General features: G+C 49.6%; 20 protein-coding genes and 1 tRNA gene. 10 read left to right on the plus strand and 11 right to left on the minus strand.

The features are described from left to right. Positions 1 to 357 precede the first annotated feature (357 nt). Positions 358 to 498, plus strand: a complete 141-nt coding sequence (locus ACVA58_RS27110; RefSeq protein ID WP_006232775.1) for a DUF3149 domain-containing protein — start codon at positions 358 to 360, stop codon at positions 496 to 498. Between the two features lie 195 nt (positions 499 to 693). Next, complete coding sequence (gene smrA, locus ACVA58_RS27115; RefSeq protein ID WP_446513367.1) at positions 694 to 1275, plus strand: DNA endonuclease SmrA; 582 nt, start codon at positions 694 to 696, stop codon at positions 1273 to 1275. Between the two features lie 113 nt (positions 1276 to 1388). Here smrA and ACVA58_RS27120 read toward each other — a convergent pair whose 3' ends face one another. The 5 genes from ACVA58_RS27120 to ACVA58_RS27140 all read right to left on the minus strand — a co-directional run bounded on the left by ACVA58_RS27120 (position 1389) and on the right by ACVA58_RS27140 (position 6948). Beyond that, the gene (locus ACVA58_RS27120) at positions 1389 to 2003 is read right to left on the minus strand and encodes a LysE family translocator (protein WP_446513368.1); all 615 of its coding nucleotides are present in this window, start codon (positions 2001 to 2003) and stop codon (positions 1389 to 1391) included. A 122-nt stretch (positions 2004 to 2125) separates the two neighbouring features. Further along, a complete protein-coding gene (locus ACVA58_RS27125; protein ID WP_446513369.1) occupies positions 2126 to 3034 on the minus strand; it encodes a LysR family transcriptional regulator in 909 nt (302 codons plus the stop codon). A gap of 40 nt (positions 3035 to 3074) precedes the next feature. After that, positions 3075 to 3551 carry a Cys-tRNA(Pro) deacylase gene (ybaK, locus tag ACVA58_RS27130; RefSeq protein ID WP_446513370.1) on the minus strand — a complete coding sequence of 159 codons (477 nt, stop codon included), beginning with the start codon at positions 3549 to 3551 and terminating at the stop codon, positions 3075 to 3077. Positions 3552 to 3699: 148 nt separating this feature from the next. Next, positions 3700 to 5373, minus strand: a complete 1674-nt coding sequence (ushA, locus tag ACVA58_RS27135) for a bifunctional UDP-sugar hydrolase/5'-nucleotidase UshA (RefSeq protein WP_446513371.1) — start codon at positions 5371 to 5373, stop codon at positions 3700 to 3702. A 213-nt stretch (positions 5374 to 5586) separates the two neighbouring features. After that, a complete protein-coding gene (locus ACVA58_RS27140) occupies positions 5587 to 6948 on the minus strand; it encodes a Na+/H+ antiporter NhaC family protein (protein ID WP_446513372.1) in 1362 nt (453 codons plus the stop codon). A gap of 331 nt (positions 6949 to 7279) precedes the next feature. Between ACVA58_RS27140 and ACVA58_RS27145 the strand changes: the two genes are divergently transcribed. Continuing rightward, complete coding sequence (locus tag ACVA58_RS27145; RefSeq protein ID WP_446513373.1) at positions 7280 to 9163, plus strand: methyl-accepting chemotaxis protein; 1884 nt, start codon at positions 7280 to 7282, stop codon at positions 9161 to 9163. Positions 9164 to 9234: 71 nt separating this feature from the next. Here the strand turns inward: ACVA58_RS27145 and kdsA are convergent, their stop codons facing one another. Genes kdsA through hemA form a run of 6 tightly spaced genes read right to left on the minus strand, consistent with a single transcriptional unit; the run spans position 9235 to position 14584 of the window. Continuing rightward, positions 9235 to 10089 (minus strand): 3-deoxy-8-phosphooctulonate synthase, encoded by an 855-nt coding sequence (gene kdsA / locus ACVA58_RS27150; protein WP_446513374.1) that lies wholly within the window; start codon positions 10087 to 10089, stop codon positions 9235 to 9237. 36 nt (positions 10090 to 10125) lie between these two features. Further along, on the minus strand, positions 10126 to 10938 hold the full coding sequence (locus tag ACVA58_RS27155) for a SirB1 family protein (RefSeq protein ID WP_446513375.1): 813 nt from the start codon (positions 10936 to 10938) through the stop codon (positions 10126 to 10128). A gap of 2 nt (positions 10939 to 10940) precedes the next feature. Beyond that, complete coding sequence (locus ACVA58_RS27160; RefSeq protein ID WP_446513376.1) at positions 10941 to 11321, minus strand: SirB2 family protein; 381 nt, start codon at positions 11319 to 11321, stop codon at positions 10941 to 10943. A 13-nt stretch (positions 11322 to 11334) separates the two neighbouring features. Further along, entirely contained in the window at positions 11335 to 12183 is an 849-nt protein-coding gene (gene prmC / locus ACVA58_RS27165; RefSeq protein ID WP_446513377.1) for a peptide chain release factor N(5)-glutamine methyltransferase, read from the minus strand. Beyond that, positions 12183 to 13271: a peptide chain release factor 1 gene (gene prfA / locus ACVA58_RS27170; protein WP_446513378.1), complete on the minus strand. Its 1089-nt coding sequence runs from the start codon at positions 13269 to 13271 to the stop codon at positions 12183 to 12185. The genes prmC and prfA overlap by 1 nt, the downstream gene beginning before the upstream one ends. Before the next feature lie 50 nt (positions 13272 to 13321). After that, positions 13322 to 14584 (minus strand): glutamyl-tRNA reductase, encoded by a 1263-nt coding sequence (hemA, locus tag ACVA58_RS27175; protein ID WP_446513379.1) that lies wholly within the window; start codon positions 14582 to 14584, stop codon positions 13322 to 13324. 245 nt (positions 14585 to 14829) lie between these two features. Between hemA and lolB the strand changes: the two genes are divergently transcribed. From lolB to ACVA58_RS27210, 7 genes are all read left to right on the plus strand, one after another. After that, entirely contained in the window at positions 14830 to 15462 is a 633-nt protein-coding gene (lolB, locus tag ACVA58_RS27180; protein ID WP_446513380.1) for a lipoprotein insertase outer membrane protein LolB, read from the plus strand. Positions 15463 to 15470: 8 nt separating this feature from the next. Then, positions 15471 to 16334 carry a 4-(cytidine 5'-diphospho)-2-C-methyl-D-erythritol kinase gene (gene ispE / locus ACVA58_RS27185; RefSeq protein WP_446513381.1) on the plus strand — a complete coding sequence of 288 codons (864 nt, stop codon included), beginning with the start codon at positions 15471 to 15473 and terminating at the stop codon, positions 16332 to 16334. 32 nt (positions 16335 to 16366) lie between these two features. Next, positions 16367 to 17314, plus strand: coding sequence for a ribose-phosphate pyrophosphokinase (locus ACVA58_RS27190; RefSeq protein ID WP_255040959.1), 948 nt, complete (start codon positions 16367 to 16369; stop codon positions 17312 to 17314). 241 nt (positions 17315 to 17555) lie between these two features. Further along, positions 17556 to 19553, plus strand: coding sequence for a bifunctional metallophosphatase/5'-nucleotidase (locus tag ACVA58_RS27195; RefSeq protein ID WP_446513382.1), 1998 nt, complete (start codon positions 17556 to 17558; stop codon positions 19551 to 19553). A 141-nt stretch (positions 19554 to 19694) separates the two neighbouring features. Then, positions 19695 to 20285, plus strand: coding sequence for an aminoacyl-tRNA hydrolase (gene pth / locus ACVA58_RS27200; RefSeq protein WP_446513383.1), 591 nt, complete (start codon positions 19695 to 19697; stop codon positions 20283 to 20285). 89 nt (positions 20286 to 20374) lie between these two features. Further along, positions 20375 to 21466: a redox-regulated ATPase YchF gene (gene ychF, locus ACVA58_RS27205; protein WP_446513384.1), complete on the plus strand. Its 1092-nt coding sequence runs from the start codon at positions 20375 to 20377 to the stop codon at positions 21464 to 21466. A gap of 335 nt (positions 21467 to 21801) precedes the next feature. Further along, a tRNA-Met gene (locus ACVA58_RS27210) sits at positions 21802 to 21878 on the plus strand. Positions 21879 to 21985 lie beyond the last annotated feature (107 nt).

Below are 21985 nucleotides of genomic sequence, written 5' to 3' on the forward strand. Positions count from 1 at the left end.
GTGAAGAGGGATTCGAACCCCCGACCCTCTGGTCCCAAACCAGATGCGCTACCAAGCTGCGCTATTCACCGACAAGTACAAATAAAAAGTCTTTTAAACTCTCTACTTGAATCAGCTTCGTTGCTGAGGTGGCTTATAATACTCAGCCAAAGATTTTACGCAAGTAGAAAAGCACATTTTTAAAAAAAACCACTACCAACTGCTCACAGATCTACCAACCCTGGCGAAAAAGTGATCGCAACCACACCCATCAACACAAACTTAACACAACCTATAAACCATTGATCCAGATCATCACAACATTTTCGCTGCATTGTTTATCTTATGACCATTATCCCGTGACCTAAAGGAAGACACATGGATTTTTGGTTAGATCTCCTCTTTGGTAATGCCGTAGGCCTGTCGTCAATGATCGTTATCTTTATCACATTGGGATTAATGCTATTTTTTGGCGGTTACTTTGTTTACAAAGTACTGTCTGCACCATCTCCTCACTAGAGCCATTTCGCAATGTCATCTGCTTGCGCCAGGGTCCAACTTGTCGGTTTTGGCCCTGGATTTATTTTCTCCTAGCCGCATTATTGTTCCACCTCCTCACCTGTAACATATTGCAATCCTTAGCAACTGAAGTCACTTGGGTATCGAAGTCGCTGGGTATATAATCGAGATATATGCCTTCAACCCAGAAACACCATGTCTGAAAACGATGAACTAGATCTCTTTCGAGAAATGATGGCTGATGTCGCTCCTATCCAGCAGGACAAAGTCGAAGTCGCCCACAAGCACCAAGTCACCGAAGCCCACCTTGCACGCCGTATTGCGGCCCAGAGCTTATCTGACAGCGATCCTGAATACCTTTCTTTAGACTACGCAAAAATGGTCAAGCCTGACGATATGCTGGAATTCAAGCGTGATGGTGTTCAAGAAGGCGTATTTCGCAAGCTCCGGCTGGGTAAATACGATATCAATGCCCGACTGGATCTACACCGAAAAACCCTGAAAGAAGCACGTGACGAAGTGCTTAACTTTCTTCGCCAATGCCAACGAATGGATATCCGTACTGTGATGATTGTTCACGGTAAAGGAGAGAAATCCAACCCACCGGCTTTGATGAAAAGCCATGTCGCTACCTGGCTGGAACAAATTTCTGATGTTATGTGCTTCCACTCGGCACTGCGCCAACACGGTGGAAACGGTGCGGTCTATGTCATGCTGAAAAAAAGCCCAGAGCGCAAATTAGAAAACCGTGAACGTCACAGCAAACGACAGGGCTAAGCTAAATCACCTTATCGTCAGAGTAAAAAGCGGTCAAAATGATAAATCATCCAAATAAAAAAGGAGCCTCGGCTCCTTTTTTGCTTTCATCAATCAACATTATCACATCGACACTAGGCCTGAAGAACAACCCGCATCGCCAACAGAATCAGCACGATACCTGATAGCCGGTCGATCATCTGCGCTTTGGTGCGAAGTTTTTCCAGCACCTTAGGGTTCGATAAGACAAAGGCAATAAGCGTGTACCACAGGCCATCCACCAGCAGTGGTGTTGCGACAATAATCGCGCGGCTGCTGAGCTCTGTTCCAACGGCGACAAACTGGCTGAACAACGCAAGGAAAAACAGAGCAAGCTTAGGATTAAGCAGTGAAATCATCGCACCATCGCGGGCAGCTTCCACTAGGCTCGTTGATTCGCCCGCTGCCAATTTAGCAGCAACGCCACCTTTTGAACGCAAGGCATTTACCCCAAGGTAGGCTAAATAGCCTGCTCCCGCATAAGTAATAACACTAAACAACATCGGTGACTGCTTGAGTACAACCGCTAGTCCCAACAAGGTTACAAGTGCATAAACCCCAACGCCTGCAGCATGTGCCCAGGACGTCACTACCCCATGTAGGCGGCCACCTGCCAAACTGTGCTTGGCAACAACAGCCAAGCTTGGTCCCGGCGACATTGCGCCTAGCATGCATACCATGAGTAACGAAAGCCAAATACTGAGTGTCATTGTTATTTCCTATCCATTAGGGCTGATTTCTGTCTGTAATATACCTAAGTAAAGGTCATGCTTGGAAATCAAAAGAAATCATCATAGCTATGATTTGAAATCATAACCGTATAAACCCCCTCCTAAATCGAATACATCGAGCTTCTCATCACCATCAGTACTTGTTCACGAAACCAGCGGTGGGCAGGGTCATTTTCGTAACGGGGATGCCAGAGCAGCCAATAGCTATGTTTCGGTTTCGGGATAGGCAAGGGTTTATAAGTTATATCAAACCAAGCCTGCATATTACGGGCTATGTGCTCGGGCAACACCATTAACATATCGGTGCGTACTAAGGTTTGAAAGGCTGCACTGAAGAAAGGAACAGAAAACTGAACATCTCGATGTAGCCCCTGTGCTTTAAGCTCCCGCTCGACAAAACTATCTTTATCCCCACCCGCCGACACCCGCATATGTGGGTAACCAGCAAGATGTGCCAATGACAGCTCTGGTTCATTGGCCAGAGGATGTTGGCCACGCATCACGCATACAGGAAAATCCGAGCCAATACGGGCTCCACACAGCCCTTCAGGGACTTTCGGCAGCATGGTCGATACCAACTGGATATCCAAATCAGCTAAATTCGATAAGTACTCCGGTGACCACAGACGGTAGCTGATATTCAACTGCGGTGCCTGCAGCTGCACCCGTTCAACAATTTCAGGCAGGATATATTGGGCAACATAGTCAGAGGAGGCCAAGATCATCGGCCCAGTCCAGTGCTGCGGTGAGAATGCAGGTTCTTCAAGTAACCCTTGGCAACTGGCCAGGATTTTGTCGACCTTGTCCTTCAGTTGCAACGCCTTGGGAGTAGGCAACAAGCGGTTGCCTTCTCTTATCAGCAAAGGGTCACCGAACAACTCACGTAGCTGAGTCAGCTGGCGACTAACGGCTGACTGGGTCACGCATAGGCGCTCAGCCGCACGGCTGACATGAGACTCATCCAGCAGTACCTGCAGGGTTCGCAGCAAGTTCAAATTCACGTTCTGCATTGCCAACCTTTCATTATTGAAGTGTTGTATCTGGGCCCTATTATAGTTTTGCCAGCGAGGCAAACTGTCCGCCCGTCAGTGCCAGCAAATCATTGGGTGCCAACTCGATTTCCAGTCCCCGCCGTCCGGCACTGACACAAATGGTCTCGAACTGCTGGGCCGAGGCATCAAGAAAGGTCGGCAGACGTTTTTTTTGCCCCAACGGGCTGATCCCACCGACTATGTATCCGGTGGTCTTTTCCGCTATTTGGGGATCGGCCATATCTGCCTTCTTGGCACCAGCCGCCTTTGCTGCCGCTTTCAGATCGAGCAACCCAGCCACAGGCACAATCGCAACCGCCAACTTTTTCGGATCGCCATTAAGAGAGAAAAGCAAGGTTTTGAAAACTTGATTCGGATCCTGTCCCAATACCTCTGCCGCTTCCAGACCAAAATTGGTGTTGGTCGGATCGTGCTTGTACTGATGAATGGTATGAGGAATTTTCTTTTTCTTGGCAAGGTTAATAGCAGGGGTCATAACCACTCCGATTCCAATAACAGATAGCCACTATAGCCCAATGCGATTGATGCAAAAAGAAAAAGAAGGGAGCGCTTCAGGGGGAAATCCAAACAAAAAGCCCTGCATCAGCAGGGCTTCATTCTATCTAAACAATTTACCGTAAACGTTAGCGGTAAACCATCTCACCTTTGTCCGCGAAAGCATTCACGTCAATAGGACTATTGGTCTGTAGGAATTCCTTCAGGACTTCTGCATCCACAAAACCGGTGTTTACATAGCCTAAGTGATCGGTCAGCTTAGGATAACCATCACCGCCCGCCGCATTGAAACTCGGCACCGTGAAGCGGTATGTTTCAGTCAGGCTCAGCGGTTTACCACCGATCGACACGTTACTGACCTTGCCATTGGCAACCTTCATTGAAATGCCGTAGAACTGGGCATAGGCGCCTGAGTCAACCGGCTTAGTAGCGACCACGTTAAGGTAGTCCATCACTTCGCTACCCAACATATCGGTATAGGTAACAATGTTGCCGAACGGTTGAACAGTCAGCACATCCTTATAGGTAATGTCGCCAGCGGCAATCGAGTCACGCACACCGCCAGAGTTCATCACGGCAAAGTCCGCTTTGGCGCGCTGCATGTGAGAAGCCGCAATCAAACGTCCTAAATTAGTCTGCTGGAAACGAACCACGTTACGGTCGCCTTCAAGTTTACCGTTGGATTCGGCTATCTTGATATTCAGCTGATCTTGTCCACGCTCCTGGAATGGCTGTAGGAAGGCTTTAACCTCTGTATCCTGGGCAATTTCATCCTGGATAAAAACACGCTGTTTAGAGCCGTCAGCCAACTTCACTTTTTTCTTCAGATTGACAGGGATCAAGTCATAGCTAACCATCTGAAGTTCACCGTTCTGGAACTCAAAATCAGCACGACCGACATATTTGCCCCACTCGTGAGCCTGGACAATCCATGTACCATTTTGTTGATCCGGCTGACACTCATCACCCGGATTAAAGTTCTTGTTGTACATGTTAGGCCCTTCCATGCACACAGGCTCTTGGGAGTGGCCGCCAACAATCATATCCAACTCACCGGCTGACAGGTAACGTGCTAGCGCAACATCACCCGGCGCGTTAATGCCATTGTTACCATTGGCGTAGTGGCCCATATGAGTCGCCGCAATGATCACATCCGGATTTTCGGTTTCTTTTAGCTCTTCGATCACCTTCTGCGCTTCCGCTTTAGGGTCGCGGAAATCCACACCACCGATATATTCCGGGTTACCGATTTTGGCGGTATCTTCGTTTGTCAGCCCGACAACCGCGATCTTAATTCCTTGTTGTTCGAAGATCTGGTAAGGCTGGAACAGGCGCTCGCCGGTTTCCTTGCTGTAAATGTTAGCAGACAACATTGGGAACTCAGCCCACTCTTCCTGCTTGCGCAGTACTTCCAGTGGGTTATCGAATTCATGATTACCCAGTGCCATCGCATCGTAACCCAGCATATTCATGCCTTTGAAATCCGGCTCGGCATCTTGCAAGTCGGACTCAGGCACACCAGTGTTAATGTCGCCCCCAGAAAGCAACAGGGTGGTACCACCTTCAGCCGCCACTTCTGCACGGATCTGATCCAAGAGCGTTTTTCGTGCCGCCATACCGTACTCACCGTAAGAGTTCTGCCAAAAACGACCATGGTGATCGTTGGTATGGAGAATGGTGATCTTGTACGTTTGATCAGCCTGCCAAGATGGCACGGTTGTTTCAGATTGACTCGCACAGCCTGTCAGTGAGGCCAGAATCGCAGCCGTTAGCGCTGCCTTGGTGAAAAAGCGTTCCTTCATGGGGGGTCACCTTAATCTCGTTATATGATTGATTTGACAGCGTCAGTTTAAGTTATTTACTGCACGCTGTTGTGTGGTTTTCATCAATCTGTTGACCAGATCACTATACGAACGTCGCAATTTCATAACGCCGAAATAACAAGCAAAAAAAAGCCTCACTCGTGTGAGGCTTCTGATATCATTTTCGGTTTTCCTAACCTAGCTGAGCGACCATCAAGCAACTGCAGGCTTGCGCGTTGGATGCTTGATAAAGATCGCCGTGATCGCTGCAAAAGCGAGGAAGAAACAGTAATAAGAGTGACTGACAACTTCTAGCGGTGACAGGCCAAAGACCGATCCCAGCAATAGCGCCTGTGCGCCGTACGGCAAAACACCCTGCACCACACACGAGAAAATATCTAGCAAACTTGCCGAGCGGCGAGGCGTCACACCATTCTCTTCTGCCAACTCGCGCGCTACCCCACCAGAGACAATAATCGCCACGGTATTGTTCGCGGTACAGCAGTTGGTCAGACCGACCAAACCAGCAATACCCATTTCGCTGGCACGCAGGTTCTGGGCTTGCGAATGCTGCTTGCTAAAGACACGGATCACCTTGCTGATCAGCTGAGTCAGGTAAGCCAAGCCACCCTGGCGGCGCATTAACTCACCCATACCACCGATAAGCATCGATAGCAGGAAGATCTCTTGCATGTTGCCGAAACCAGCATAGATGTCCTGACCGTAAGTCGACAGGCTGTAGTCCGGAGTACCATACAGGCCAATACCACCCGCGAGCAAAATACCGATACTCAATACGACAAAGACGTTCAAGCCCGACACCGCCAACACCAAGATGGTGATATACGGCAGCACTTTCAGCCATTCAATGTCAGTTGTCGCAGGCAAGTCAGTCGGCGTACTGCTGAACATGAACAGTAGAATGGCAGCGATAGCGGCTGGCAGTGCAATACGGATGTTCTCACGGAACTTGTCTTTCATCTGACAGCCCTGCGAACGGGTCGAGGCAATCGTGGTATCCGAAATAATCGACAGGTTGTCACCGAACATCGCACCGCTCAGTACCACACCAGCCGTCAGGGCGACATCCATACCCGCAGTTTGTGCGATACCCAAAGCTACAGGTGCAACAGCAGCAATTGTCCCCATAGAAGTCCCCATCGCTGTCGCGATAAAGGCCGAAATCACAAAAATACCAGGCAGGATCATGCTGGCAGGCAGCATTGAAAGGCCAAGGTTTACCGTTGCGTCCACGCCGCCCGTTGCTTTAGCGACAGAAGCAAACGCACCAGCCAAAAGGTAAATCATGCACATAGCAATAATATCGCTATGGCCTACCCCACGCAGGAACTGTTCAATTGCCTTGTTAAGCTTTTCCTTGCTCAGCAAGATAGCCACCATGACAGCAGGCAGCGCAGCTACCGGTGCCGGCAGTTGGTAGAAGGCAAAATCCACACCTTGTAATGTCAGGTAAGTACCTACACCAATGAACAAGGCCAAGAAGATCCCAAGAGGGAGTAATGCCAACGCTGAAGGAGTTGGCTCACTAGAGTTATGTTGTGTTGTGTTCGACATGATGGCTACAGGACATCTATTTTAGAAATTGCGCCTAGACTAAGTGTTGTTAATGGCCGCGTCAACATCTAGACGTCTAAACATCTAAAAAAAGCCCCTATCACAGAATAGTAAACTCATCAGGTATTACTGTAACAATACGCATATCACCCACCAATAAATCGTCAACTTATTGACGCGACCAGGGCTGATTACGTCAATCCAAAGTCACAATAAATCAACAGTTTGCTTTTTTTTCGACCAAGGCTACTTTTCCGTGCAACAGGCAATAAATCGCTATAGAATCCGCCACGCAGACCCCTACCCACCCTCTGTTATTGAGATAAATACAATGACATTAACCTTGAAACAGAAACTCATCGGCGCCAGCCTTTTTGCTGTTGTGATTATGGCAACAGCACTTACTTGGCTTGCTGCCGACCAACTTTTTGACCAGACCCGTCAGGGCATTTACGCCCGTGCCGAGAGTATCGCCCATGCAGCCAATGAAGGAATTGGCGACTGGGTGCAAATCCGCCGTGATATTGCCAGTTCATTCAATGATTACAGCTCCGAAGAAAACATGGTGCCGTATCTCCAGCTAGCCCGAAAAGCTGGCGGATTCGATGATATCTTCTTTGGCACACCAGCCGGAGAGATGTTCCGCTCCCACCCAGAGCGTAACCGTGCTGACTACGATCCCCGTACCCGCCCATGGTATGGCGATGCGGTCAGTGCCAACCGCCAAATTGTGACCACCGCATACCGTGATGCCATTACTAATGCGTTGCTGATCACCATTGCCGAACCGATACGAAAAAACGGTAGTCTTCAGGGCGTCGTCGGTGCCGATGTACTCATCGACCAGCTGGTAAGTGATGTGATCAACTTGGATGTCGGCAAAAATGCCTACGCCATGCTGATCAACAAACAAGACAACACCTTTCTTGCCCATCCTGATGAGTCTTTGACCCTCCAGCCTATCAACCGCTTCAGCAGCGAGCTAAACATGGCGCTTATTGATGATGCAGCCCGTAACGGCAGCATTGAAATGGCGACCATTAAAGGTGAAGAGAAACTGTTCTACTTTGCACCGGTTCCGGGTACCGACTGGGTACTAGGCCTAGAGATGGATCGCGCGACGGAAGAAGCTAGCCATGCCACCCTGCTTCGCCAGCTAATCATTACATCCATTGTGATCACCCTGATTGTGGTTGCCATTTCCGCCACTCTGGTCGGCTACCTGTTCCGCGACTTGGCCCGGGTCTCCGATGCATTGGCTGAGATTGCAACGGGTGAAGGTGACTTAACCCAGCGCCTAGAGCCGCGCAGCGACGATGAAGTCGGTCAGCTTGCCCATAACTTCAACCGCTTCGTCGGCAACATGCATGCGATGGTCTGTAAGCTTAACGATGTGTCGAACTCGCTGACCCAACAGGCGCACATTACCGCCTCGCAGGCGGAAGAGCGCAGCACCCGTATCCAGCACCAGCAAGACGAAATCAATATGGTCGCGACAGCCATCAATGAAATGGCTGCAGCAACCCAGGAAATTGCTGGCAACGCCGACAACACGGCTCGCACGGCAGGTGAAACAGTCACCGTGTCTGATCATGGTGCCACCCAAGTGGGCCAAAGCCAGCACTCCATCACCAGCCTTGCCACCGAGGTCGATACAGCTACCGGTGTGATCAGCGAGCTGAATACCCACGCCCAAAGCATCAATACCATTTTGTCGACCATTCAGGGGATTGCCGAGCAAACCAACCTGCTGGCACTGAATGCCGCCATCGAGGCTGCCCGCGCCGGCGAGCAGGGACGAGGCTTTGCCGTGGTTGCCGATGAAGTACGGGTATTGAGTCAACGCACGCATGCGTCGACACAGGAAATCCAGCAGATGATCGAAACCCTGCAGCAGACCACAGGTAAAGCGGTAGGGATCATGGAGGACAGCCGTAAGCTGGCAGAAACCAGTGTAGATGACGCCAACTCCGCATCAGCCAGCCTGTCGCAGATCAACAGCGCCGTTACCAACATCAATGATATGGCAACTCAAATTGCCTCTGCGGCAGAGGAACAATCGTCAGTGACATCGGAAATCACCCGCAATACCGAAGGGATCCGCGATGTCTCCAACGAACTTGCAGTAGAAGCCAACGAGGCCGCTAAGCAAGCCGCTGAGCTGTCGGAGTTATCCTTCCAGCTCCAGCAAGAAATCAGCCGCTTCAAGCTGTAAGCGACAAGCCAATGGCAACAAAAAAGGCGATACCGAGGTATCGCCTTTTTTATGAGTAAAGCCGCTAAGCCTTATTTAATTTCAATCTCTTCGAAGCCTTTCACCAGGTCATCAAGCTGCTTCAGCTGACTCAAGAACGGCTCAAGTTTATCCAGCGGGAACGCTGAAGGGCCATCGCAACGCGCTTGATCCGGTGTCGGGTGCGCTTCCATAAACAAGCCTGCAATCTTGGTCGCCAGCCCAGAGCGAGCCAAGTCAACCGTCTGCTCACGACGACCACCAGAAGCGGCACCGCCTGGATCGCGGCACTGTAGGGCGTGAGTCACGTCAAAGATAATCGGGCTACCATTCGATGCTTTCTTCATCACGTCAAAACCCAGCATATCAACCACTAGGTTGTCATAACCGTGCAGCACACCACGTTCGCACAGGATGATATTCTCGTTGTCGCACTCTGCGAATTTTTCAACGATATTTCCCACTTGGCCAGGGCTCATGAACTGAGGTTTCTTCACGTTGATCACAGCACCAGTCTTAGCCATCACCTGAACCAAATCAGTCTGGCGAGCCAAGAAGGCAGGAAGCTGGATCACATCAACCACTTCGGCAACAGGCTGGGCCTGGTATTGCTCGTGGATGTCGGTAATGATCTTCACGCCGAAGGTATCTTTCAACTCTTGGAAGATCTTCAATCCTTCTTCCATACCCGGACCGCGGTATGAATGCACTGAAGAACGGTTTGCCTTGTCGAAAGAAGCCTTGAAGACATAAGGAATGCCTAGCTTGTCTGTCACTTCAACGTACTTTTCACAGATCTGCATCGCCAAATCACGTGATTCCAATACGTTCATACCGCCGAATAGGACAAACGGCTTATCATTGGCAACATCAATATCGCCAACGCGAACAACTTTCTGTTCCATCATCTTCTCTCTTAATTTTTGAACCTATGCCCGCAGGGATCAATGCAGGGTCAGCGGCTCTTTGTTGAGTTCTTTGACCTGAATTTTCAACAGCTCTGCAGCTGGGTCTTCAGGGCATTGCTCGATAAAATATTCGTAATCCGACACTGCCGCATGGCTGCATTCCAGTTGCTGGTAAATATAGCCGCGATCACGGATTTCGTGCGGGTCTCCCGGACGAAAAGCACCAAGAGCGACATCACTACAGCGCAACGCTTCGGCAAATAACCCCTCGCGTAACAGGGCACTTTTCATCACAGTTAACCAACGAGCCAAAATATCGCCATTATCGGCCGTGGTGAAATGTTCACTACGCAGCTCGCTAAAAGGCCCCTTGTGTCCTTTCAGCCAAGCAGCCATCATATGCTTGCTCAGGTACTCACCATCAAACGGGTTAATGTACTGAGGCTCGCAGCCGTACCACTCGACCTTCAGGATAAACTGGGTAGGAAAACCCACAGCACTTACCGGCAAGTCCAGACGATGCGCCAGGAAAAGAAACAGGGCACCCAGGGTGACCGGGATCCCTTTCTTGCGCTCAAGCACTTTGTCGAGGAACACGTTATCTGATGAGAAATACTGCTCGTGATCGCCAATAAAGCCCCACTCGCGGTAAAACAGTCGTAACAAGCCTTCAAGACGTAAATAACTGTCCGGCTCATCCATCAAGGCATGCTCTGCCTCCTGGGCAAGACGTGCCAACTGGATATTGACCCAGCCTGCGGGGAAATGCGGATCCACCGCTTCTGTCATCGCAACCGCGCCATCCACCAGCGGCATCTGCTCCAGTTCTTGTTCGGTAAAGCGTAACATGGTTATCCTAGGAAAGAGGTTTTGGTCATTGCAATCTTGGCAGCTGCCATTATCCAGCCCAGCGAGCCGAAGAATGCAAAGGTCTTAAAGACCTTGTTGGAGCCCATTTTCAGGGTGAAGTAGCCAAGTGCAATATATGCTAAGACGCAACTAATCTTTTGCGTCATCCAGCCACCAGCTTCGGTAAACGGCACGAAACCAGTAATAAAAATCAACGTCACCCCAGTCAGCAACAACACCGTATCAACAACATGTGGGGTAATTTTAATAAACTTTTTATCGCTCAAGGTCGAGTTGGCCATCATCAAGCAGTAACGCAAAATAAACAATGTCACGCTCAAGGCGATAGCCAGCATATGTAGGTGTTTAACAGCGGTATACATAGTTATTATCTCTCTATCCTTGCCAGCAGCCCATGGTTACACGATCCAGGCCTGCATAGTCCTGTGCTGTGGATACCTGCTGGTACCCCAGCGCCTCTAAAATTTCACGTACCGCCACACCTTGTTCATAGCCGTGCTCCATCAGCAACCAGCCACCACTTCTAAGATGTTGGCGACCCTGCTCACTGATCACTTGAATATCAGCCAAACCATGATCCTCGGCTACCAAGGCACTCTTGGGCTCAAAGCGGACATCACCCTGCTCAAGGTGCGGATCTGCCCCATCAATGTATGGCGGATTACTGACTATGACCGAGAAGCACTCTTGCTCTGTCAGCGGGCTATACCAGCTGCCAGAAAGAAAGCGGGCGTTGGTAATGTGCAAGTTGGCGCGGTTTTCTTCTGCCAGTGCTGCAGCTTCCGGTCGCAGGTCGATTCCTGTGACCGCAATATCACGTCGCTCAGAGGCCATCGCCAAGGCAATCGCACCGGTTCCCGTCCCTAAGTCCAACACATTACAGGCTTCAGCAGGCAGCTTCTCCAGTGCCAACTCAACCAGCCTTTCGGTATCCGGACGCGGGATCAAGGTATGGGGCGCGACTTTCAATGGCAACGACCAGAACTCACGTTCACCAACAATATAAGCAACCGGCTCACCGGTCAGGCGTCTGGCCATAACAGCCTCAAACGCTGTCAGTTGGGCAGCGTCTAATTCTTTTTCAGGCCAAGTAAGCAAATAACTGCGGGGCTTCTCAAGCACATAGCATAGCAATACGGCGGCATCAATATGCGGGCTGTCAGAGCCCGCATCAACCAATGTCTTTACCGCCTGCTTGAGCTGGGCGTCTATCGACACGGTCATTAGTTTTGCTCAGCCATTGCGGCTAGCTGATCGGCCTGGTGCTCTTGCAGTACCGGCTGGATCAGGCTGTTCATGTCCCCTTCCATCACTTCATTCAGGCGGTAGATAGTCAGGTTGATACGGTGATCCGATACACGCCCCTGTGGGTAATTGTAGGTACGGATACGGTCAGAGCGATCGCCCGAGCCTAGCAGATTACGACGAGTGCTCGCTTCTTCAGCATGGCGCTTCTCTTCCTCGGCCTTGATAATACGGGCCGCCAGCACTGACATCGCCTTGGCTTTGTTCTTGTGCTGAGAACGCTCGTCCTGACACTCAACAACAATACCGGTTGGCAAGTGAGTAATACGGATCGCGGAATCGGTGGTGTTAACGTGCTGACCACCAGCACCTGAAGCACGGAAGGTATCGATTTTCAAATCGCCGGTATTGATTTCAGGAATTTCCGCCTCAGGGATTTCCGGCAGTATCGCAACCGTACAGGCTGAAGTATGGACACGGCCCTGAGATTCAGTCGCAGGCACACGCTGAACACGGTGACCACCTGACTCAAACTTCATAGTACCGTAGACGGCTTCGCCACTGATTTTAGCGATCATTTCCTTGTAACCACCTTGCTCAGAGGCGTTGGCACTCATCACTTCGATGCGCCAGCCGCGTGATTCAGCATATTTGCTGTACATACGGAATAGATCACCGGCGAAGATACCGGCCTCATCACCACCAGCACCGGCACGGATTTCAACAAAACAGTTACGTTCATCGTTTGGATCTTTAGGGATCAGTAGAACTTGAAGTTCGTCTTCAAGGCGGATGATTTCCGCTTTTGCTTCCTTGACTTCCTCTTGCGCCATTTCACGCATTTCAGGATCGTCTTCGTTAGCCATCTCTTCAGCAGTTTCCAAATCTTCTTTGGCTTGCTGGTAAGCCTGGAAGCACTTGGTGACTTCCTCCAGCTGTGAATATTCACGGGAAAGCGCACGGAACTTGTCCTGATTACCAATGATCTCTGGATCACTTAGCAAGTGCTGGACTTCTTCATAACGCTCAACCAGCGTTTCTAATTTCACTAAAATTGAAGGTTTCATATAGATTTCTACTGTATTCCATTAAAGGCAGGGAAGGTTCCCTGCCCGAATTAATTCTTGCCGATATCTAAACCGAGCGTTTCACGGATCACGGCCAGCTTTTCTGGCTCACCTTCTTTGGCCGCCTGCTGCATAGCACGGGTAGGCGCGTGAATAAGCTTGTTAGTCAGTTTATTACTGAGCTCCACCAGTACTTTCTCTGGGTCCCCGCCATTGGCCAGCGCCTGCAGACTGCGTGTCAGTAAATCTGACTTAAGCTCTTCAGCCTGGCAACGGTATTGGCGAATACTGTCGACCGCTTCAAGTGAGCGGATCCAACTCATGAACGCAGCGCTTTCCTCGCTGACAATCGCTTCGGCTTGTATGGCCGCCACTTTACGCTGTTCACGGTTTTTCTCAACAATACTGTGCAAATCATCAACCGAGTAAAGGTATGCGTCGTTAAGTTCACCCACTTCCTGCTCAATATCACGGGGAACCGCAATATCCACCAACAGCATAGGTTGGTGGCGGCGAGCCTTGATGGCTTTTTCGACCATCCCCTTACCGATAATCGGCAGTGGACTGGCGGTTGAACTGATCACGATATCAGCTCGATGAAGATGCTCCGGGATCTCCGGCAGGCTGATCACCTCAGCACCGAATTCACGAGCGAGATTGTCTGCTCGCTCCTTAGTTCGGTTGGCGACGATCAAGCGGTTACAACCTTGTTCAACCAAATGTCGGGAAACAAGCTCAATGGTCTCGCCCGCTCCGACCAGCAACACGGTGGCCTCTTCGAGAGACTCGAAAATCTGTTTAGCCAATGTACAGGCAGCAAAAGCCACCGATACCGCGTTGCCGCCAATATCAGTTTCCGTACGAACCCGCTTCGCCACAGTGAACGTTTTGTGAAACAGCTTTTCCAGCATCCCTTGAATAACTTGGTTATCACGGGAGTCAGAATAAGACTGTTTGACCTGACCGAGGATCTGCGGTTCGCCCAATACCAGCGAATCAAGCCCACAAGACACCCGCATCAGATGACGGACAGCCGCCTGTTCTTCATGGAAGTACAGGCTAGGCATCAGCTCTTCAGTATTGATCTGGTGAAACTTGCTCAACCAGTCAATCATGAGTCCGGGACCTTGCTGCGTCACCTCGCAATACAGCTCTGTACGGTTGCAGGTTGAGACGATCACCCCACTATGAACCTCAGGGTGATCTTCTAGCTGAGTCAAGGCCTGCTTCATCTTTTCAGGCGAAAACGCAACCCGTTCACGCAAGTCTACCGAGGCTGTTTTATGGTTTATTCCTAGTGCAAGCAATGTCATGGAGACGGTGTACCACTTCGCCGATGAAATATGATTTAAGGGCGGATTTTACTTGATGCCCTCGCTTAATTAAAGAACGCATATCGAATCTACATGGCAATAACCGACATAAGTTAGCATTCAATTATTCAAAAGATAGGAAAAAAGAGTGATAGCCACCTGTCTTTTTCTGAGAGAAGGAGTTGGAAATATTAAGGTTTTACCGCTATTGTTTGGCGACAATACTCAATAAAAAAGTGATAACGATGATGTCATTATTGCGACATGCCCGACATCCTTTTGCCCACATTCCCCGTAAAGCACCATGGTTAGCCCTTATTCTGTCGCTGTTGGCAGGCTGTGCCACCCAACCACCGCAGACAAGCCAAACCGACTGGGATAACCATGAGCAGGCCCTTCAGGCACTCTCCAGTTATCAGGCCAAAGGAAAGCTCGGCTACAAAGGCAAGCAGCGGTTCGGCGCCAATTTGGTATGGGAAACCGCGCCTGCTCAAGACCACCTATTACTGACCAACTTCTTGGGTTCGACCCTGTTAAAACTTGATGCTACTCCAAGTCGCGTGACCTTAGTCGACAATTCAGGAAAGACCCATCAGGGTACCAATGCCAGTGAGCTGGTTTCCAGCCTGACAGGTATTAACTTACCGATTGAGCAGATGCGTGACTGGCTCATCGGCTTACCGACTGCAGCCGATACCTACCAACTCAATGATGAAAATCGCGTTGGCTACCTGGCCAAGCGTGTTGACGGTAAACTGTGGCAACTCGACTACAACGAGTACGACTACTCTGTCAGCCCGGCACTGCCCAAGCGTATGGTCTTGAGCACGACTGGCGCTAGTATTACCCTTATTATTCATCAATGGTCCATTAACTAGAGTACGCTATGATCACCCGCACCACCCAATGGCCGGCACCGGCCAAGCTAAACTTATTTCTCTATATCACCGGCCGCCGCGCGGATGGCTACCATGAACTGCAAACCCTGTTCCAGTTCCTCGATCATAGCGATACCTTGACCATTACCGCTAATGACAGCGACGAAATCACTCTATCACCGGCGATTGATGGCGTGAAAACCGAGGATAACTTAATCTACCGCGCTGCAGATGCATTGCGCCAACGTGCGGGCATCCAGGCTGGGGCGGACATCCATATCAACAAAATCCTGCCAATGGGCGGTGGCCTCGGTGGCGGCTCGTCCGATGCTGCCACCACCCTGGTTGCACTCAACTATTTGTGGCAAACCAACCTCAGTACCGATGATTTGGCCGAACTCGGCTTAGCACTCGGTGCCGATGTACCGGTATTTGTCCGTGGGATAAGTGCGTTTGCAGAGGGCGTCGGTGAGCAATTACAGCCTGCCGAGCCGGAAGAAAAGTGGTATCTGGTTGTCAAACCAGAGGTAAATATTGCTACAGTTGATATTTTCACCCATCCGGGGCTAAAAAGAGATAGCAAAAAACGGTCTTTAAATGCACTGTTAGCAGGGGTTTACGAAAACGATTGCGAAAAAATCGTCAGATCACTGCACCCCGAGGTTGATAAGGCGCTTTCGTGGCTGTTAGAATACGCGCCGTCGAGATTGACCGGCACTGGCGCTTGCATGTTTGCTGAATTTAGCAATCAAGAAGCGGCCACTGCAGCCCTGAACAAATTACCTGACTGGCTCCACGGATTTGTCGCAAAAGGTGTCAACACATCTCCCCTTTTGACAGCCTTGTTCGCACATTCTACGGATTGTCAGTAACTACAACTTGGACGCAACCTGAGGTTTCCACCGTGCCTGATATGAAGCTGTTTGCTGGTAACGCGACACCAGAACTAGCCCAACGCATTGCTGACCGTCTTTACATTTCTCTAGGAGACGCAACAGTTAACCGTTTTTCCGACGGTGAAGTCTGTGTTCAGATTAATGAAAACGTTCGTGGTAGCGACGTATTTATCATTCAATCTACTTGTGCGCCAACCAATGACAACCTAATGGAACTGGTTGTTATGATCGATGCGCTACGCCGTGCTTCTGCAGGCCGTATCACCGCTGTAATTCCTTACTTCGGTTATGCTCGCCAAGACCGCCGCGTCCGTTCTGCCCGTGTACCTATCACGGCTAAAGTCGTTGCCGACTTCCTGTCTAACGTGGGTGTTGACCGCGTTCTGACTGTTGACCTACACGCTGAACAAATCCAGGGCTTCTTCGATGTTCCTGTAGATAACGTGTTCGGTAGCCCTGTACTACTAGAAGACATCCTGGCGAAAAACCTGGAAGATCCAGTTGTTGTTTCTCCAGACATCGGTGGTGTTGTTCGTGCTCGCGCTATCGCGAAGCTACTTGACGACACTGATATCGCGATCATCGACAAGCGTCGTCCACGTGCTAACGTTTCTCAGGTAATGCACCTGATCGGTGACGTTGAAGGCCGCGACTGCATCATCGTTGATGACATGATCGATACTGGCGGTACACTGTGTAAAGCAGCTGAAGCCCTGAAAGACCGTGGTGCTAAGCGCGTATTCGCTTACGCAACGCACCCTGTATTCTCTGGCAGCGCGCCACAGAACATTCGTGAGTCTGTGATTGACGAAGTTATCGTAACTGACTCAATTCCTCTGACTCAGGAAATCGTTGACACTGGCCGTGTATCGGTTCTGACGCTATCAGGTATGCTTGCTGAAGCAATCCGTCGCATCAGCAACGAAGAGTCAATCTCGGCGATGTTCCAGCACTAATTCTGGATTGCCAAAGAGATTCAACGCCCCGCCATCATGTGCGGGGCGTTTTTTTATCTGCAAAAAAGCTAATCATATTAATGGTTAATACAAAATCTGTTGATTTTGCCACTCGACCATCAAAAAATACTTTTATAAAATCAATTAGAGTTCCAACTCAACTACAGATCACAAAACCTTGTACTCATGTTGTATATATTCCATCACCTCTGTGACATATACCTACAACAAGAGACAAAGCATGAAATTTACTAAACCTTTCATTGTGCTATCTGTTGGTCTAGCCTTAGCTGGCTGCAACTCAAGTAGCTCAGATGATAAAACACTTCTTGATACCCCTTTTGATTTAACTATTGCCCATGTTAACGACACCCACTCAAGCTTTGACCCTGTAAAATCCAGCTTCAAAGTAGCTAAGACCACGGTTTATAACGAATTTGGTGGTCACCCCCGTTTACTAACAGAAGTTAACAGCTATAAGACCGAGGCTTCCGAAAATAATGACAGCATCCTATTCCTACATGGCGGTGATGCATGGCAAGGCAGTGCTTACTTTAAGTTAAACGAAGGGAAGATGAATGCCGATATTCTAAGCCAAATGGGCCTAGATGCGATGGCGCTGGGTAACCACGAGTTCGATCTTGATAACCAAAAATTGAATGCGTTTATCGAATCAATCAACTTTCCGGTACTTGCCGCAAACATTGATACAAGTATGGATGCAGACCTGAAAGATCAAACCAACCTTAAGCCATTTGTGGTTTATGCTTTCGACGGTAATACGAAAGAAGTCGTGACCGATTTTGATAACCTGCCGACAGATAAGCATATTGCTGCAGTTTTTGGCCTAGTGCTCGATGATATGCCGAATATCGCGCCAAATACCGGTGATGTCATTTTCAAAGACATGGTGCAATCGGCTCAGGAAACCGTCGATATGCTTCATTCGAAAGGGATCAACAAAATTATCGCCGTTACCCATATCGGCAATGCCATTGATCTAGAGGTTGCAGCGAAAGTAAATGGCATCGATCTCATTGTTGGTGGCCACTCCCATACATTGCTTGGCGACTTCACCAACCTAGGCATGGCAGAAAACGGGACTTACGCCGAAATTGTAACCAACCCTGACGGCCAAGGACTTACCTGTGTGGTGCAAGCTGGTGAATACGCCCAAGCAATAGGCAAAACAACTGTCGCCTTTAATGAGCAAGGCGCGATCACGCGCTGTAATGGTAACAATACCCTACTGAGCAACGATGAGTTCTTCGACTCACCAGCCCGGGATGAGGGCAACAGGTTCAGTGAGCAAGAAACCGCAAGTGTTGTGAGTTATATTGATGGCCAAGAAAATATTACCGTAGTCGAAGAAAACGAAAAATTACGCCAGCATATTGATACCCATTACAAACCAGCTGTCGATGAAGCTTACGGCGAAGTCATTTCAACAGCGCCTAATGAGATCAAACATGAACGCCGCCCCGGTGACAACGGTTTCGACAAACATGGCTCGGATGTAGCGCCAATCGTAGCTGCAGGTCAATACTATTGGGCTGCAACCACAGAAGTCAGTGACATTACAGGTTTACAAGCTGACTTTTCGCTGGTCGGTGCTGGTGGCGTAAGAACCAATATTGCTGCGGGTGATTTGCGCGAAGGCAATATCTCACTCGAACTACTACCCTTTTCCAACTTCATGTCGATCGTGCCACTCAAAGGCTCGGTCATCATAGACCTGATTACCAGCACGGTAACTGCAACCCTACCAGCAGGTTCTCACGCGGGTAAATTCCCATATGGTGGTAACTTGCGTTATACCTTCACAGAAAACAATGCTGGTGTCGACGGTACACTAACGGCTATCGAGGTTAACAAGGGTACCTTGGATTCCCCGAGCTGGGAGCTGCTGGATGATGACGCAATCTACAATGTTGCGATGAACAACTACAACGCCACAGGCAACGATGGCTGGACACCTTTGTTCGAAGCCCAAGAAATGAGCACCGACCGCGTTGACCTCGCCTATGTTGATGGCAAATTGACGGCATTTGCCGTCGAGCGTATCGAGGAAGACAATGGTAAATACAATGTCATTTACCAAGATAAAAGCATCGACTGTGATAACCCAACGTTCAGTTGTAATACCGATGCACAAGCTGTCATCGAATACATTAAAGCGAACCACGCGACATTGGAACCAATTAGCTACGAAACCGTCACTCTTGAGCGAGTAGAATAATAACGAATAGCTATTAGCGACATCGCCCATGTCCCAAATGCCCCGTAAATTACGGGGCGTTTTTCGTTAAGATATCAATTTTGCCTAATTTGATATAATATGGCGCGCGATTTTACTGCCCCCTAGACTTGAGAGATCAGTGTGAGTAACAATATTCGCTTACTTGTTGGCCTAGCAAACCCCGGAGCCGAATATGCCAGGACCCGTCACAATGCAGGTGCCTGGATCGTAGAAGAGCTGGCCCATGTACACAACGTCAGCCTACGAGAAGAAGCCAAGTATTTTGGCCAAACTGCCCGGATCCAGACCAACGGGCAGGATCTTCGCTTGTTGATCCCGTCGACCTACATGAACCTCTCGGGTAAATCGGTTGCTGCTCTGGCGAAGTTTTTCCAAATAAAACCAGAAGAAATCCTGGTTGCCCACGATGAGCTTGATCTCCCTCCGGGTGTCGCCAAGTTCAAGAAAGGTGGTGGTCACGGTGGTCATAACGGCCTGCGCGACATCATCAGCAAAATGGGTAACAACAAAGATTTTTACCGCTTACGTGTGGGTATCGGCCACCCGGGTGATAAGAACAAGGTTGCTGGCTTTGTCCTTGGCAAGGCACCAGCCAAAGAGCAGGAGAATATCGATGCTGCCGTTGATGAAGCGGTACGTTGTATGGATATTTTGCTCAAAGATGGCTTAAACAAGGCCCAAAATCGACTACATTCATTCAAAGCTGTATAAGCCGGATACTGTAGTCATACTGAATTTATTTTTCGGCAGCAAGTCTGCCGGACTGTTTTACCGAACAATTACCAAAAGGGTTTCAAACCATGGGTTTTAAATGCGGAATCGTCGGCCTGCCTAACGTAGGTAAGTCCACTCTTTTCAACGCCCTGACCAAAGCAGGGATCGAGGCAGCGAACTTCCCGTTCTGTACTATCGAACCAAACACAGGCATTGTGCCGGTGCCGGATCTGCGTCTTGATGCCCTGGCAGCTATCGTTAACCCTGAGCGCATCCTGCCGACAACGATGGAATTCGTTGATATCGCAGGCCTTGTTGCCGGCGCATCAAAAGGTGAAGGCCTAGGTAACAAATTCCTGGCCAACATCCGTGAAACAGATGCTATCGGCCACGTTGTACGTTGTTTCGAAAATGACAACATTATTCACGTTGCAGGTAAGATCAACCCGATCGACGATATCGAAGTGATCAACCTAGAGCTTGCTCTATCTGATCTCGATACCTGTGAGCGTGCAATCCAGCGTCAGGCCAAGCGCGCCAAAGGCGGTGACAAAGATGCCAAGTTCGAAATCGCTGTACTGGAAAAAATGCTGCCAACGCTAACTGAAGGCGGCATGGCACGTTCAATCGAGCTTAGCAAAGAAGAGTTCGCAGCGATCAGCTACCTGAACTTCCTGACGCTAAAGCCAACCATGTACATTGCCAACGTGAGCGAAGACGGTTTCGAAGATAACGAGTACCTAGACATGGTGCGCGATCTTGCCGCTAAAGAGAATGCGGTTGTGGTTGCTGTATGTGCCGCTATCGAATCTGAAATCGCTGAACTTGACGATGCAGACCGTGAAGAGTTCCTGTCTGACATGGGTATCGAAGAGCCGGGCCTAAACCGTGTGATCCGCTCTGGTTACGAGCTACTGGAACTACAAACTTATTTCACAGCGGGTGTGAAAGAAGTACGTGCATGGACAATCCCTGTTGGTGCAACGGCACCTCAAGCAGCAGGTAAAATCCACACCGACTTCGAAAAAGGCTTTATCCGTGCAGAAGTAGTCGGTTACGACAACTTTATCGAATTCAACGGTGAAAGCGGCGCGAAAGAAGCCGGTAAATGGCGCCTTGAAGGTAAAGACTACATCGTTAAAGACGGTGATGTTGTTCACTTCCGTTTCAATGTGTAATTAAGCCGCCACTTTTTTAGCCTCTCAGAAAGCCAGCCTTTGCGCTGGCTTTCTTTTATCTGCGCTCCGGCAAATCGCTTCGCTCACTTTCGCACAGTGCGTGCCAATATTGTTTTACATCAGCAATGTAGTTTTATCGCTTTCAGACGCACTAAAACACATAAAAGCAGTTGTTTAGCACGGCAAACGCCCAGTTCGTCCAAATAACCAACGAACAAGCGGGTTTTTTCAAGATAATCAAAAAAACTGTTGACGCTTTTGGCTGGTATGAGCATAATGCGCCCCGTTCCCGAGACGGCGGCCAGATAGGCAGACGGCTTGGAAAACAACAAAATGGCTACGTAGCTCAGCTGGTTAGAGCACATCACTCATAATGATGGGGTCACAGGTTCGAATCCCGTCGTAGCCACCATTTCTCTTCCTCAGGAAGCGAAATACAATGTGCGGAAGTGGCGAAATTGGTAGACGCACCAGATTTAGGTTCTGGCGCCGCAAGGTGTGAGAGTTCAAGTCTCTCCT

It is taken from the genome of Photobacterium sp. DNB22_13_2, assembly GCF_052873915.1.

What these genes read in the sequence shown, in the direction of transcription:
- ACVA58_RS27125 (WP_446513369.1), bottom strand. Translation starts at nt 3,034, where the DNA reads ATGCAGAACGTGAATTTGAACTTGCTGCGAACCCTGCAGGTACTGCTG.
- smrA (WP_446513367.1), top strand. Translation starts at nt 694, where the DNA reads ATGTCTGAAAACGATGAACTAGATCTCTTTCGAGAAATGATGGCTGAT.
- ACVA58_RS27110 (WP_006232775.1), top strand. Translation starts at nt 358, where the DNA reads ATGGATTTTTGGTTAGATCTCCTCTTTGGTAATGCCGTAGGCCTGTCG.
- ACVA58_RS27145 (WP_446513373.1), top strand. Translation starts at nt 7,280, where the DNA reads ATGACATTAACCTTGAAACAGAAACTCATCGGCGCCAGCCTTTTTGCT.
- ychF (WP_446513384.1), top strand. Translation starts at nt 20,375, where the DNA reads ATGGGTTTTAAATGCGGAATCGTCGGCCTGCCTAACGTAGGTAAGTCC.
- prfA (WP_446513378.1), bottom strand. Translation starts at nt 13,271, where the DNA reads ATGAAACCTTCAATTTTAGTGAAATTAGAAACGCTGGTTGAGCGTTAT.
- hemA (WP_446513379.1), bottom strand. Translation starts at nt 14,584, where the DNA reads ATGACATTGCTTGCACTAGGAATAAACCATAAAACAGCCTCGGTAGAC.
- ispE (WP_446513381.1), top strand. Translation starts at nt 15,471, where the DNA reads ATGATCACCCGCACCACCCAATGGCCGGCACCGGCCAAGCTAAACTTA.
- ACVA58_RS27120 (WP_446513368.1), bottom strand. Translation starts at nt 2,003, where the DNA reads ATGACACTCAGTATTTGGCTTTCGTTACTCATGGTATGCATGCTAGGC.
- kdsA (WP_446513374.1), bottom strand. Translation starts at nt 10,089, where the DNA reads ATGATGGAACAGAAAGTTGTTCGCGTTGGCGATATTGATGTTGCCAAT.
- ybaK (WP_446513370.1), bottom strand. Translation starts at nt 3,551, where the DNA reads ATGACCCCTGCTATTAACCTTGCCAAGAAAAAGAAAATTCCTCATACC.
- lolB (WP_446513380.1), top strand. Translation starts at nt 14,830, where the DNA reads ATGATGTCATTATTGCGACATGCCCGACATCCTTTTGCCCACATTCCC.
- ushA (WP_446513371.1), bottom strand. Translation starts at nt 5,373, where the DNA reads ATGAAGGAACGCTTTTTCACCAAGGCAGCGCTAACGGCTGCGATTCTG.
- ACVA58_RS27160 (WP_446513376.1), bottom strand. Translation starts at nt 11,321, where the DNA reads ATGTATACCGCTGTTAAACACCTACATATGCTGGCTATCGCCTTGAGC.
- prmC (WP_446513377.1), bottom strand. Translation starts at nt 12,183, where the DNA reads ATGACCGTGTCGATAGACGCCCAGCTCAAGCAGGCGGTAAAGACATTG.
- ACVA58_RS27140 (WP_446513372.1), bottom strand. Translation starts at nt 6,948, where the DNA reads ATGTCGAACACAACACAACATAACTCTAGTGAGCCAACTCCTTCAGCG.
- ACVA58_RS27195 (WP_446513382.1), top strand. Translation starts at nt 17,556, where the DNA reads ATGAAATTTACTAAACCTTTCATTGTGCTATCTGTTGGTCTAGCCTTA.
- ACVA58_RS27155 (WP_446513375.1), bottom strand. Translation starts at nt 10,938, where the DNA reads ATGTTACGCTTTACCGAACAAGAACTGGAGCAGATGCCGCTGGTGGAT.